This window comes from Cycloclasticus sp. PY97N (assembly GCF_002443175.1).
GTDB lineage: Bacteria > Pseudomonadota > Gammaproteobacteria > Methylococcales > Cycloclasticaceae > Cycloclasticus > Cycloclasticus pugetii.
Map to the genome: position 1 here is coordinate 1,280,832 of NZ_CP023664.1, position 13,280 is coordinate 1,294,111.

Below are 13,280 nucleotides of genomic sequence, written 5' to 3' on the forward strand. Positions count from 1 at the left end.
GTTTTTTTCAACCATACACTATGGTTTTTCAATACACACTAGGAACAAAATGTCGGATAAGCAAGAAATCGAACTGCCATTAAGTGGAGTTCGCGTATATGAAATTGGGACTAGCGTAGCCGCTCCCTTTGGTACATGGATTTTAGCCGCTTTAGGGGCAGAAGTGATTAAAGTTGAACCAGAAGGTCGTGGTGATGATTGTCGTCATTGGGGGCCTCCATTTTGGAATGGTACCTCTGCAATGTTTCAAGCATTGAATAGGGATAAGAAATCAGTCACTGTAGATTTGAAAGACCCTGCAGATAAAGCTTGGCTTCGAAATGAAATAGTCACTAAGGCGGATGTTGTGTTGCAAAACATGCGTCCGGGTAAAGTGACTAGCCTTGGGCTTGGAGCTGAAGAAATGCGCAAGGAAAACCCTAAGCTTGTATATTGTAATATTTGGGCATTTGGTGAAACTGGGCCAATGGCTGATAAACCGGGTTACGACCCATTAATGCAAGCATATAGCGGCTTAATGAGCTTAAATGGTGAAGAAGGCCGTCCCCCTGTACGAATAGGGACATCAGCCATCGATATGGGAACAGGTATGTGGTGTTCTATTGCTATTATTTCTGCCTTGTTTAACCGCCAAAAAACGGGGGAAGGTTGTGTCGTTGATACGGCTTTGTACGAAACAGCACTAAGTTGGATGACTTATCACATGGCTGGGTATCACGCGACAGGAAACCTGCCAACACCGCAAGGTTCTGGCGTGCAAGGTATTTCGCCTTATCAAGCCTATGAGTGTTCAGATGGTTATCTTGTGGTAGCTGCGCCAAATAATAAATTATTTGATTTGTTGAAAGGTGTTATGGGGAACCCGGCTTGGGCGGATGAAGCGCATTTTGAAACCAATCCTAAACGCTTTGAGAATAAGGTTGAATTGAATCGTCGAATGACAGAGATTTTAATAAAAGAACCTCGTTCTCATTGGCAGAAAAAATTAGATGATGTAGGCATTCCTAATTCGCCAATTCAATTGGTTGATGAGGTATTAAACGACCCGCAAACGCAATCATTAGGCATTGTTCAAGAATCAGTTGAACATGCAATGAAGCTAGTGGGTCTGCCAATGAAGTTTAACGGCCAGCGGCCACCACTACAAAATGAAGCGCCTGCCTTAGGTGCTGATAACGACACCTATAAAAATTAACGGAGAAAGATACATGAAAGAGATTTCCATTCCATTAGGCAATGACTACGCTGATATTCGTGATGCCGTTAGTAAGATTTGCGCTGACTTTCCGGGCGAATATTGGCGAAAACTAGATGCCGACAGTGCATACCCTGAAGAATTTGTTAATGCCTTGACCGAATCGGGCTTTTTATCAGCTTTGATTCCTGAGGAATACGGCGGTGTTGGGCTACCATTGCGCGCAGCGGCTGTCATTATGGAGACGATTCATGCATCGGGTGGCTCAGCCTCGGCTTGTCATGCTCAAATGTATATTATGGGCGCGGTTTTAAGGCATGGTAGCGAAGAACAAAAGCAAAAGTATTTACCAAAAATTGCAACAGGTGAATTAAGACTTCAAGCATTTGGTGTAACAGAACCTACATCAGGGTCTGATACGACAAAACTCAGAACGAAAGCGGTAAAGAAAGGCGATAAATATATCGTTAATGGCCAAAAAGTATGGACTAGCCGTGCCTTTCAATCAGATTTGATGTTATTACTCGCCAGAACTACGCCTTTAGAAGAGGTGTCAAAACCTACTGATGGGATGTCTATTTTCTTAGTCGATATGCGTGATGTTGTTGGTAATGGCATGGAAATTCGTGCGATTGACGCCATGATTAACCATAATACAACGGAAGTTTTTTTCGATAATATGGAAATTCCTGCTGATTCACTGATTGGTGAGGAAGGTAAGGGTTTTCGGTATGTCATGAGTGGTATGAATGCTGAGCGAGTGATCATAGCCGGAGAAAGTATAGGTGATGCACGATTTTTTATTGAACGAGCCAAAAACTATGCCAGCGAACGCAAAATATTTGGTGGGCCAATTGGTAAAAACCAAGGTGTTCAGTTTCCCATAGCTAGAGCCTATGCTGAAATTGAGGCCGCTGAGTTAATGGCAAGAAAAGCAGCAGCACTGTTTGAAGCGGGCGAACCCTGTGGAGCCGAGGCTAATATGGCAAAAATGCTATGTGCTGAGGCTGCTTGGAACGCCGGAGAGGCATGTATGCAAACTCACGGTGGTTTTGCTTTTGCTAAAGAATACGATATTGAAAGAAAGTGGCGTGAAGCGCGTTTGTATCTAATAGCACCTATTTCAACCAATATGATTTTAAGCTACATTGGCCAACATGTACTGGGCATGCCTAAATCTTACTAAAAATAGACAGCAAGTCTATAGGGTTTCAGCCTTTGAACCAAAATATTTATAGAGCCTAAGCCCTGTCTATAGCATATGAAAAAATTAAATTTTAAACCCCTTTTAACGGGTGAAAAGGAAGCAGCTTTAAGGAATGAAGTTCGTTCTTTTTTAAAAAACTATGGTGCTTTTAATGTTTCAAATATCATTGATTCATGGTCTATTTGTGACCCCGAACTTAGTCGCGCCCTAGCTGCAAAAGGATGGTTGGGTATGACCTGGCCCACTGAATACGGTGGTGGCGGTCGCAGTTATCTTGAGCGGTATGTAGTTATTGAAGAACTACTCGCAGCGGGCGCACCAGTTGGTGCCCATTGGGTGGCAGATCGTCAAAGCGGGCCACTTTTATTGCGTTTTGGTACCGAAGAGCAACGACAACACTTTTTGCCTAAAATTGTAAAAGGGGAGTGCTTTTTTGCCATTGGAATGAGTGAGCCTAATAGCGGCTCGGATCTGGCGTCGATTAAAACTCGTGCACAGAAAGTAGAGGGCGGTTGGCTTATCAATGGTTCCAAAATTTGGACCAGTTGGGCGCATGTTTGTCACCAAATGATCACGTTATGTAGAACGGCGCCAGTATCGGATGATCGCCACCATGGTATGAGTCAACTAATTGTTGACCTGAAGCATGAAGGTATTACGGTTCGGCCCATTGTTACGTTGGCCGGAGAGGCGCATTTTAATGAAATTTTCTTTGATGATGTATTTGTGCCAGATAATCGACTGGTAGGTAAGGTCAACGAAGGATGGAGTCAAGTAGTGGCCGAGCTAGCATTTGAGCGAAGCGGGCCAGAACGTTTTTTAAGCAGTTATCAACTACTTGAAGCGGCGATTAAAGAACTACGTGATGCGAATCTAACGCACCAAGCAGAACCCGTTATTGGTCAATTTGTAGCGCGCTTAATGGTGTTACGCCAAATGTCTTTATCGGTCGCGAATCAACTACAAGAAGGCAAATTACCGGTTAACGAAGCATCGGTAGTTAAAGATTTAGGGACCTCGTTCGAACAAGAGCTTCCTGAAGCCATGCGATTGATTTTAGCAACCGAAGCGCGCCCAACTGCAAACGGCGGCGTTGCGCGCTTATTATCTGAATCAATACTAAAAGCGCCATCTTTTTCATTACGTGGTGGTACGCGTGAAATTTTACGTGGCATTATTGCCAGAGGTTTGGGGTTACGATGAACGAAGTTGCTCAATTAATTGAAGAGTCAGCAACCCGTCTTTTTGACGACTTTTCAACAACTAACGGTCATGAGTTAATGGAAACAGGACAGTTTCCAGAAGTACTTTGGGCAGATTTCTTGGCAGATGGTTGGTTAACAACGTTGTTATCTGAAGAGGATGGTGGTGCGGGCCTTGGCCTTGAAGCTGGGTGTGTATTAATGAGGTTAGCTGGGTACTACAACGTGTCGTTGCCGGTTGCTGAAGCGTTAATGGGCGTTTATTTATCGCTTAAGTCAGGCGCAGAATTTAGCGATGAATTGATTATCCCTGTGATACTTGATGCACCGTTCAACGAGCAGCCTGATATCCATTTATATGGAATCCCTTGGGCGCGTCATGCAGCATCGATAGTGGTTATTTTTACTCAGAATAATAAAACACAGTTGAGCCTTGTTAAAGCTCAGGATATAACGATTAATGCTGGTCAGAATATGGCTGGTGAGCCACGTGATGATGTGACCTTTAAAGCTAGCTTGCTGGATAATGCGAGCGATGTACAGGCGATGAGTCTCAAACAGCTTGAATCATGGTTTGCACTTTGTCGCGCGGCCCAAATAACAGGTACGTTGCAACGGGTATTAGAAATGACCGTTGATTTTGCTAATGAGCGATCACAATTTGGCCGGCCTATTGGTAAATTTCAAGCAGTTCAGCAACAAATGGCCGTTTTAGCTGAAATGACCAGTGCCGCTATTTGCGCTGTTGATGCCGCTATAGATCACTTAAACACAGAACAAGAATGGGAGTTGATTGCTTGTGCAAAAATCACGGCGGGAGAAGCCGCCGGTTATGCAGCAAAAACTTCTCATGCAGTACATGCCGCGATTGGATTTACGCAAGAATACCCATTACAACTGAGTACACGTCGACTATGGTCTTGGCGTGATGAGTATGGCAATGAGGCCTATTGGTCTGCAAAATTAGGTCAGCAGTGCTTCGCGCTTGATACTGATAGTTTATGGAGTTGGTTAACAACGCAAACAGGTTAACAATTAAGGAAACAATAGTGATAACAGAAGTAATAACTGAAGTAACAGATGGCATTGCTGTTTGGCGTATGAACCGTGTTGATACACGTAATGCGATAACAGACAATAAAATGATTGATGACTTAGTATCATTGGCCGAACAAGCACAAAAAGACAGCCAAATAAGGGTGATCATTTTAACGGGTAACGGGCCTGCCTTTTCATCAGGTGGTAATGTTAAAAAGATTCGTGCCGAAATGACCGAATCAGATAAAACGCCCCACGAGTTAGCCACGTGGTACCGCGAAGGTATTCAGCGAATACCACGTGCATTTCAAGCGTTAGATGTTCCTATTATAGCGGCGGTTAATGGGCCAGCTATTGGTGCGGGTTGCGACCTTACCTGTATGTGCGATATGCGAATTGCTGCTGAAAGTGCTCGGTTTGCTGAAAGCTTTGTTAAATTAGGCATTATTCCAGGTGATGGTGGTTCGTGGTTATTACCACGAGCTGTTGGTTTGGCAAAAGCCTCTGAAATGGCTTTTACAGGTGACCCGATTGATGCCCAAGAAGCGTTGAAATTTGGACTTGTTTCAAAAGTCGTCGCAGATGATAAGTTGATCGATGAAGCAATGGCGCTGGCGAAACGAATTGCGGTTAATCCACCTGTTTCGGTTCGGATGACCAAGCAGTTAATACGCGAGGGGCAACAAACCGATTTGGATACGCACTTACAAACGGCTGCCGTTATGCAAGCGGTATCGCATCGTACCGATGACCACCGAGAGGCAATGAATGCAATATTTGATAAACGCCAGGGTGAATTTAAAGGCCGATAAGCTAGGTTAGAAAACAACAAAATTGGAGACAATAAAATGATAATGAAAGATAAGGTAGTACTAATTACTGGAGCAGGTCGAGGTATTGGCCGAGCAATGGCGATAATGATGGCGCAAGAAGGCGCAAAAGTGGTTGTTAATGACTTAGGTGCCGGCGTTGGTGGAGAAGAAACTAGCGAAAGCCCAGCAGAGGAAGTCGTTTCAACTATCCGTGCTGCGGGTGGTGAGGCGGTAATTAATGGTGATAATGTTGCAGAGCTTGATGGTGCAGAGGCTATGATCCAAGCGGCTATCGATAACTTTGGTCGGATTGACACCGTTGTTAATAATGCCGGTATCTTGCGCGATAGAATTTTTCATAAAATGTCACCTGAAGAATGGAACGCGGTGATTAATGTTCATTTGAATGGTAGTTTTAATACGGCTCATTTTGCTGCGAAACATTTCAAACAACAGGAAAGCGGTAGTTTTGTATTTATGACATCAACATCCGGTTTAATCGGTAATTTTGGTCAAGCAAATTATTCTGCCGCAAAAGCTGGTATTGCTGCGTTATCTAAAAGTATTGCATTAGACATGCAGCGTTATAACGTGCGTTCTAATTGTATTTCCCCCTTTGCTTGGAGCCGAATGATTGGAGCGATCCCTGTTGATACACCAGAACAACAAGCCCGAGTTGATAAATTAAAAGAAATGACACCCGATAAGGTGGCTCCAATGGCTGTTTACTTAGCCAGTGATGAGGCCAGTGAAGTGTCTGGGCAGATTTTTGCGGTGCGTAATAATGAAGTTTTCTTGATGGGACAGTCCAGACCATTACGCTCTACTCATCGATCAGAAGGTTGGACGCCACAAACCATTTCAGAGCATGCAATTCCTGCATTGAAAAGTAGTTTCTACCCTCTAGAGCGTTCGCCTGATGTGTTTTCTTGGGATCCGGTATAAAGAAAACACGGCTTTGACGTTAATGAACTGACAGCAACCCCATTAATCAAAACGCTTATGCTAACTATTTGCTTATACAAGCGTTTTTTAATGGGGGGATTTAAAGCCATAACTAGAATTACTTGGAAATTTAAGCAAAGGCTGTATTAATACTGAAAAGATTGAACAGGGTGCAATCTTTCAGTGATTAACAGTATTGCAGCTGACAAGTTATTCAGCAGATTGGCAAATTAGTTGATGCTAGAATTATTAAGATGAAAAGTTAAACGAAGGATTTAAGATGAAAATTGACCCAAAGACGCATGATAAATTTTTCAATATTTTAAAAGCAGTGGTGGCCCCTAGGCCAATTGCCTTTATATCATCACAATCTAAAGAGGGTATTTTAAACTTGGCGCCCTTTTCATTTTTTAATGGTGTTTGTTATGTGCCGCCGACTATTAGCGTATCGATTGCACGTTTTGCGGGCGAAAAGCCAAAAGATAGCTTGGTGAATATTGAAGAAACGGGTGAATTTGTTGTAAACCTTGTGAATAGCGATATTGCCGAAGCGATGAATAAAACAGCCGCTGAATACCCAACAGAAGTGAATGAGTTTGAACTGGCCGGTCTCACCACCATGCCTTCTGAGTTGATAACGCCGCCGTGTGTTGCTGAGTCTCCGGTTAGCCTTGAATGCCGTTTAAAGCAAGTGGTGCCGATTAACGAAGGAACACGACGAGAATGTGGATTAGTGATCGCAGAGGTGGTTTATTGCCATATTAACGATGAGCTCTATGATGGCCGTTACGTTGATATGAAAGGGCTTGATGTGGTGGGGCGTTTAGGTGGGCATAGTTACTGCCATGTCGATAATCTTTTTGAGATGAAGCAACCGGTTTATAAGGCGGATAAATAGGCTTTATTATTAAAGTAACGATTTGATCGCGCTATCTAGGCCACCAATCGTTAAGGGGAACATCTTATCGGCGTTTAGCTGCCGAATGAGGCGGTTAGATTGACGTCTATCCCAGTTTTGTTCGGCATCTGGGTTAAGCCAAGCATTGCTAGGGAAAGCGCTTAACAGTCGCTGGAACCAAACGGCGCCCGCTTCTTCGTTCCAATGTTCTACACTGCCGCCAGGGTAGGTAATTTCATACGGGCTCATACTGGCATCGCCAACAAAAATAAGCTTGTAGTCACTGGGGTAGCGGTTAATCACCTCAGCGGTAGGGGTGGCCTCATCAAATCGGCGTGTATTATCTTTCCAAAGGTATTCATAGGTGAAATTATGGAAATAATAATACTCTAAATGCTTGAATTCAGCTTTGCTGGCAGAAAAAAGCTCTTCGCAAATACGAATATGGTCATCCATTGAGCCGCCAATATCTAATAGTAATAACACTTTAATGGCGTTGTGGCGTTCAGGCACCATTTTAATGTCTAAATAACCGGCATTGGATGCAGTAGAACGAATGGTGTCGTCTAGATCCAACTCTTCAGCAGAGCCTTGGCGGGCAAACTTTCTAAGTTTTCGTAAGGCTACTTTTAAGTTTCTAGTGTTTAGTTCAACACTATCATCTAAATTTTTAAATTCTCGTTTATCCCATACTTTGCTGGCTCGACGATGGCGAGACTCATCTTGCCCTATACGTACACCTTCAGGGTTGTAGCCATAGGCACCAAAAGGTGATGTACCACCGGTTCCAATCCACTTATTGCCGCCATGGTGTTCTTCTTTTTGTTCTTCTAAACGCTTTTTAAGCGTTTCCATTAATTCTTCCCAGCCACCCAGCGATTGGATTTTTTGTTTTTCTTCTTCGCTGAGTAGTTTTTCGGCTTGTTTGCGAAGCCACTCTTCAGGAATTTGATTAAAGACGCCTTCTAATGCGTGGTCGTACTCAAGCCCATCAAATGTCTCGGCAAATACTTGGTCAAAACGGTCGTAATAACGCTCATCTTTTACTAAAGCAGTGCGCGATAAATAATAAAAAGCTTGAATGTTAAAGCTGGCAAGCCGCTTATCAAGGGCGCTCAGTAAACTAAGCAGTTCTGTAATGCTGACCGGTAAACCGGCCTTGCGCAGGTTGAAAAAGAAAGAAATAAACATATAAGCTATTACTGCTCTTGTTTACGCCTGTTAATAAACGCGATGCGTTCGAATAAGTGGACATCCTGCTCGTTTTTTAATAGTGCCCCGTGTAGCTTTGGCAGAATATTATTAGTATTTGCCTCGCGTAATGTATCGGCGGTTAGTTCTTCAGATAACAGTAGCTTTATCCAGTCGAGCAACTCAGAGGTAGACGGTTTCTTTTTTAAGCCAGCAATCTCTCGTACATCGAAAAATATACCGAGTGCTTCAGCCAGTAGATCTTTTTTCAGATTAGGGAAGTGAACATTAACAATTTGTTGCATTGTTTCTAGCTCGGGGAAACGAATGTAATGGAAGAAGCAACGCCTTAGGAAGGCATCAGGTAGTTCTTTTTCATTATTGCTGGTGATAATGATGAGAGGCCTATTTTTTGCCTTAACAAGCTCTTGCGTTTCGTACACGAAGAATTCCATACGATCGAGTTCTTGCAAAAGGTCATTTGGGAATTCAATATCCGCTTTATCAATTTCATCAATCAATAATACCGCACGCTTATCTGAGGCAAACGCTTCCCAGACCTTACCTTTAACAATGTAATTGCTAATATCGTGCACACGATCATCACCTAATTGAGAATCGCGAAGACGCGAGACCGCATCGTATTCATACAAGCCTTGGTGCGCTTTTGTGCTGGATTTTATATGCCATTCAATTAACGGTGCATCTAAGGATTTAGCTACTTCAAGAGCGAGTTGCGTTTTACCGGTACCCGGCTCGCCTTTTATTAATAAAGGGCGTTCCAGTGTGATAGCCGCGTTAACTGCCATACTCAGTTCTTCTGTGGCAATGTAGTTACTGGTACTTTCAAATTGTTTGTTGCTCATAAAATTACGTGTTAAATCTGAAAAATCTATATTGTAGAGAGTTGTAAGACAATTTAAAGCGGATTTTTCTCGATCAGTTGCTTAGCAATAATAATCCGTTGAAGCTCATTCGTGCCTTCGCCGATGGCGAGTAGTGGCGCATCCCGATAATATCGTTCTACATTAAATTCGGTTGAGTAGCCATACGCACCATGTATGCGTAATGCTTCGGCAGAGTTCTCCATCGCCGCTTCTGTGGCAAATAACTTAGCCATGCCAGCTTCCATATCGCAGCGCTCACCTCGGTCAAATGCGGTTGCGGCAGATTGTACGAGCAGACGAGCCGCTTCGACCCGTGTGGCCATATCAGCTAAATAGATTTGAATGGATTGATGCTGGCATATGGGTTTACCAAAGGTTTTACGTTGTTGTGAATATTTAATAGAGTCTTTTAGTGCGGCAGAGGCGACACCAATACCACGTGATGCGACGTTGATTCTGCCTAAGGCTAACGCACCTAAGGCATGCTGTAGGCCATGCCCTTCCTGCAGGCCAATCAGGTTTTCCTTTGGTAGTTGGTAGTTATCTAGAAAAAATTCAGCGGTATCTATGCCTTTATAACCGAGTTTTTTATGTTGACTACCCATTACAAAACCTTCACCTTTGGGGGCGATAAAAAGACTCATGCCTTTATGTGCAGGATTGGCTGCGGCATTGGTTTTTACCAACAGAGCAAAACAACTACCATGCAGGCTGTTGGTAATCCAAGCCTTAGAGCCATTAATCATGTAGTTATCACCTTCACGTTTTGCCACAGTATTAATGGCTTGAAGGTCGGTTCCGCAGTTCGGCTCGGTGAGCGCTAATGCGCCGCGTATCTCACCCGAAGCAAATAACGGTAACCATTTATTTTTTTGCTCTTCGGTTCCAAACCGTTGTACAGACATGGCCATAATCAGATGGGAATTAAACACACCCGTTAAAGACATCCATACGCAGGCAACGCGTTCTACAATTTTTGCATAAGTCGAGACGGGGAGACCAAGACCACCGTACTGTGGGTCAATAACAGCACCAAATAAGCCCATTTCTTTCATTCCTTCTACAATATCATCGGGGTATTCATCGCTTGCTTCTAATGAACGTACAGATGGTTTTATTTTTATTAAAAACTTATCAACTGCATCTAAGATTAACTGTTCATTTTCATTGTTCATACTCAATCCTGTGACCTATCTAACACTTGTTATAGTATGGTCTTTATGGCGTTATAAAGCGAATGATTAACCATTGGAAATAATAGGCTGAAATGATCAGAGAAGCTGCTGTACTAATCCTGTTAAGGGATACAAAAAAAGGCCCAGAAGTTTGTATGTTACGCCGGGTCGAAACAACAGGTTTTGCAGCAGGGGCTTATGTTTTTCCCGGCGGTGTCGTTGATGAGCAAGATAAACAGCTTAGGTTAAATAATAACCTTTGTTTTTATACAAATGACACTGATTTATCGATACACGCTTATAAAATAGCGGCTATTCGTGAAACCTTAGAGGAGGCGGGCATCCTTGCTGCTACGAGAGATGATGATATTCAGGTTAACGCAGCATTACGTCAAAAACTGCATAAAGGTGATGTGAGTTTTGAGAGCTTGTTAAGGGAGCAGTGTGCATCGCTAGATTTAGACAGGGTTATTTTTTATGACCATTGGATAGCTCCCGATGGTACACCTAAGCGTTTTGATACACGTTTTTTTATAGCCAAAGGCTCAATGGGTCACCAAGTTAGTCATGACAATATAGAAACTGACTCGTCTTGCTGGGCGTTGCCTGAAGAGATTTTATCGCTTTATGAGCAAGGCGAGGTTAAGTTAATGCCAGTAACACATGTTCAACTTAAGCGCTTATCGACCTTTGAAAAAGTAAGTGATATTTTAGCGTTTTCTAAAAAACAGAATAATGTTCCAATCATTGAGCCGCTTCTAAACATTGACGAAGCAGGCAAGCCAGTCTCCGTCACTATTCATTTGCCAGAAGGGGTTGTTGAATACTCTCTTTATAAGGCCAAAGCTTGAGGTTTAATTTGGAATAAAAATATATATTAGTTTTTGACTCGTCGTCACAAAACCTATATAGGGCATGGACCCAAACGATCATGCGCCGATAAGGAGTAGGCGAATAAGTGAAAAATTCTTAATAGAGTCTAACTAAGGCTTTGAAAATTTTGTCTTATGCTGAAAAACTAAAGCCCATAGGGAAGTATTACTGAAGAAGTGAGGGGGGTAATATTTTTTGTTTATCCATTTCGTTAGGATACAATCTCTAATCTTTAGAGTTCATAGTGGGGACAGCATGTTTCAAAGTTTTTTCGATAAGCCTTATTTTATGTTGCAGTATTTTGCTGTTTGGGCAGCCTTATTAGGGGTTGCGATTTTCATACTTCTACCTTCGTATTCGGGGGGCTGGTTGATGCCCTTACTGGTGATAGGCTTAACATTAACGATGCGCTTTGATACTATGTTATTGGCTATTGTTCCTGCTGTTTTATTATCTCCAGAGCCATTAGAAACAACAGTTTTTCTGATAAGTTTATTGCCAATTACAGTTTCAATTGGTATTGCGGCTGCGGCTTTAGTACATAATACTAGTCACTCAATTCTTAAACCACGTTGGTTAAATACTTGTATAGGCGAATTAGCTAGTTTACTAGTGAGAACGAATTTTTTTGGTTGGAAAATGGTGCATTATTATCATCATAAACATGCGGATGATGTTGAGAATGACCCGCATTGTCCTAAAGGTAGAGCTTTTTGGCCATACGCAAATACTATGCAAAAAGCTACAGTTGATTACCTTGATGCAAAACATCTTGAATTGCATCACTTACCCAAACCAATTTATATTTTAACGATGGTTCTTGGGGCTCTTATATTTGTAGGTACTCCATTGTTTTGGTTACTTGTATTTGGGCCAACGCTATTTGCAGCAATCTGGATGCCTGTTTTTATTTCAGGGTGGTGGTTGTTCTTTGTCATTAATTATTACAATCACCCGTTTGATGAAAAGGGCGTTAGCACGCCAGTAAATCTTAATACCAAGGTCTGGCACAAATTAACCAATGTTGTGAGTTTTGGCACCCTTTATCACAAGAACCATCATGAGGATGCTAGTTTTTTTAACCCAAGTAAAAAGCCTGCTTCTGAATCAAATTAAAAGACGGCTAATACCTTATTTATTAACCCTTTCTAAACTAGTGTCATGTGAATTGTTTTAACTATTTTGCAGCTGATGTTTCTTAAAATGACATCTCTGGAACATAAGCCGGCACGACTAATCTACCGGCAGTTTTTTGCTTAATTTCTTCAACGCTGATACCCGGTGCTCGTTCTATTAAGTGAAAAGCGCCTTCTTTAATATCCATGACTGCTAAATCGGTCACGACGCGCTTAACACAAGCAGCGCCTGTTAAGGGTAATGTACAGTTTTCCAATAATTTGGAATTATCGCGTTTGTCTGCATGGCTCATGGTAACGATAATATTCTCGGCACCAGCGACTAAATCCATCGCACCGCCCATTCCTTTAACGAGTTTGCCTGGAATCATATAAGAGGCAATATTACCTTGTTGATCAACTTCAAAAGCCCCCAGTACGGTTAGATCCACATGGCCGCCTCGAATCATTGCAAAACTTTCTGCCGATGAGAAAATTGAGGCGCCTAAAGCCGCTGTCACGGTTTCTTTACCGGCATTGATCATATCAGCATCCACTTGCTCTTCGGTCGGGTAGGGGCCAATTCCCAGCAAGCCGTTTTCTGATTGTAGCATCACTTCAATATCACTAGGCACATAGTTAGCCACTAGGGTTGGAATACCAATACCAAGATTAACGTAGTAGCCATCTTTTAACTCTTGAGCCACACGCATGGCAATTTGGTCACGATTTAATGACATTT

General features: G+C 42.5%; 13 protein-coding genes. 9 read left to right on the forward strand and 4 right to left on the reverse strand.

Annotated features, from left to right (window positions below; translation table 11 throughout):
• Positions 1–49: 49 nt before the first annotated feature.
• From CPC19_RS06355 to CPC19_RS06385, 7 genes are all read left to right on the forward strand, one after another.
• Positions 50–1,195, forward strand: a complete 1,146-nt coding sequence (locus CPC19_RS06355; RefSeq protein ID WP_016390169.1) for a CaiB/BaiF CoA-transferase family protein — start codon at positions 50–52, stop codon at positions 1,193–1,195.
• Between the two features lie 13 nt (positions 1,196–1,208).
• Positions 1,209–2,381, forward strand: coding sequence for an acyl-CoA dehydrogenase family protein (locus tag CPC19_RS06360; protein ID WP_016390170.1), 1,173 nt, complete (start codon positions 1,209–1,211; stop codon positions 2,379–2,381).
• Positions 2,382–2,456: 75 nt separating this feature from the next.
• Positions 2,457–3,605 (forward strand): acyl-CoA dehydrogenase family protein, encoded by a 1,149-nt coding sequence (locus CPC19_RS06365; protein WP_016390171.1) that lies wholly within the window; start codon positions 2,457–2,459, stop codon positions 3,603–3,605.
• The gene (locus CPC19_RS06370) at positions 3,602–4,636 is read left to right on the forward strand and encodes an acyl-CoA dehydrogenase family protein (protein ID WP_015006053.1); all 1,035 of its coding nucleotides are present in this window, start codon (positions 3,602–3,604) and stop codon (positions 4,634–4,636) included. The genes CPC19_RS06365 and CPC19_RS06370 overlap by 4 nt, the downstream gene beginning before the upstream one ends.
• A 17-nt stretch (positions 4,637–4,653) precedes the next feature.
• A complete protein-coding gene (locus CPC19_RS06375) occupies positions 4,654–5,454 on the forward strand; it encodes a crotonase/enoyl-CoA hydratase family protein (RefSeq protein ID WP_015006052.1) in 801 nt (266 codons plus the stop codon).
• A 36-nt stretch (positions 5,455–5,490) separates the two neighbouring features.
• Positions 5,491–6,399 (forward strand): SDR family NAD(P)-dependent oxidoreductase, encoded by a 909-nt coding sequence (locus tag CPC19_RS06380; protein ID WP_016390172.1) that lies wholly within the window; start codon positions 5,491–5,493, stop codon positions 6,397–6,399.
• 280 nt (positions 6,400–6,679) lie between these two features.
• Positions 6,680–7,297 (forward strand): flavin reductase family protein, encoded by a 618-nt coding sequence (locus CPC19_RS06385; protein ID WP_016390173.1) that lies wholly within the window; start codon positions 6,680–6,682, stop codon positions 7,295–7,297.
• Between the two features lie 9 nt (positions 7,298–7,306).
• On the opposite strand, the gene CPC19_RS06390 is transcribed toward CPC19_RS06385, so the two are convergent.
• The 3 genes from CPC19_RS06390 to CPC19_RS06400 are packed head-to-tail and all read right to left on the reverse strand — an operon-like array spanning position 7,307 to position 10,550.
• Positions 7,307–8,488 (reverse strand): VWA domain-containing protein, encoded by a 1,182-nt coding sequence (locus tag CPC19_RS06390; protein WP_016390174.1) that lies wholly within the window; start codon positions 8,486–8,488, stop codon positions 7,307–7,309.
• 8 nt (positions 8,489–8,496) lie between these two features.
• Complete coding sequence (locus CPC19_RS06395) at positions 8,497–9,354, reverse strand: MoxR family ATPase (protein WP_016390175.1); 858 nt, start codon at positions 9,352–9,354, stop codon at positions 8,497–8,499.
• Between the two features lie 53 nt (positions 9,355–9,407).
• A complete protein-coding gene (locus tag CPC19_RS06400; protein ID WP_016390176.1) occupies positions 9,408–10,550 on the reverse strand; it encodes an acyl-CoA dehydrogenase family protein in 1,143 nt (380 codons plus the stop codon).
• Between the two features lie 92 nt (positions 10,551–10,642).
• Between CPC19_RS06400 and CPC19_RS06405 the strand changes: the two genes are divergently transcribed.
• A complete protein-coding gene (locus CPC19_RS06405; protein ID WP_016390177.1) occupies positions 10,643–11,401 on the forward strand; it encodes an NUDIX domain-containing protein in 759 nt (252 codons plus the stop codon).
• A 427-nt stretch (positions 11,402–11,828) separates the two neighbouring features.
• Entirely contained in the window at positions 11,829–12,539 is a 711-nt protein-coding gene (locus CPC19_RS06410) for a fatty acid desaturase (protein WP_162789637.1), read from the forward strand.
• An 82-nt stretch (positions 12,540–12,621) separates the two neighbouring features.
• Here CPC19_RS06410 and CPC19_RS06415 read toward each other — a convergent pair whose 3' ends face one another.
• Positions 12,622–13,278, reverse strand: coding sequence for a 3-oxoacid CoA-transferase subunit B (locus tag CPC19_RS06415; RefSeq protein ID WP_016390179.1), 657 nt, complete (start codon positions 13,276–13,278; stop codon positions 12,622–12,624).
• Positions 13,279–13,280 lie beyond the last annotated feature (2 nt).

Bases quoted from the DNA above. Each gene is read 5' to 3' on its own strand.
- CPC19_RS06355 (WP_016390169.1), top strand. From the start codon at position 50: ATGTCGGATAAGCAAGAAATCGAACTGCCATTAAGTGGAGTTCGCGTA.
- CPC19_RS06360 (WP_016390170.1), top strand. From the start codon at position 1,209: ATGAAAGAGATTTCCATTCCATTAGGCAATGACTACGCTGATATTCGT.
- CPC19_RS06365 (WP_016390171.1), top strand. From the start codon at position 2,457: ATGAAAAAATTAAATTTTAAACCCCTTTTAACGGGTGAAAAGGAAGCA.
- CPC19_RS06370 (WP_015006053.1), top strand. From the start codon at position 3,602: ATGAACGAAGTTGCTCAATTAATTGAAGAGTCAGCAACCCGTCTTTTT.
- CPC19_RS06380 (WP_016390172.1), top strand. From the start codon at position 5,491: ATGATAATGAAAGATAAGGTAGTACTAATTACTGGAGCAGGTCGAGGT.
- CPC19_RS06385 (WP_016390173.1), top strand. From the start codon at position 6,680: ATGAAAATTGACCCAAAGACGCATGATAAATTTTTCAATATTTTAAAA.
- CPC19_RS06390 (WP_016390174.1), bottom strand. From the start codon at position 8,488: ATGTTTATTTCTTTCTTTTTCAACCTGCGCAAGGCCGGTTTACCGGTC.
- CPC19_RS06395 (WP_016390175.1), bottom strand. From the start codon at position 9,354: ATGAGCAACAAACAATTTGAAAGTACCAGTAACTACATTGCCACAGAA.
- CPC19_RS06400 (WP_016390176.1), bottom strand. From the start codon at position 10,550: ATGAACAATGAAAATGAACAGTTAATCTTAGATGCAGTTGATAAGTTT.
- CPC19_RS06405 (WP_016390177.1), top strand. From the start codon at position 10,643: ATGATCAGAGAAGCTGCTGTACTAATCCTGTTAAGGGATACAAAAAAA.
- CPC19_RS06410 (WP_162789637.1), top strand. From the start codon at position 11,829: ATGCGCTTTGATACTATGTTATTGGCTATTGTTCCTGCTGTTTTATTA.
- CPC19_RS06415 (WP_016390179.1), bottom strand. From the start codon at position 13,278: ATGTCATTAAATCGTGACCAAATTGCCATGCGTGTGGCTCAAGAGTTA.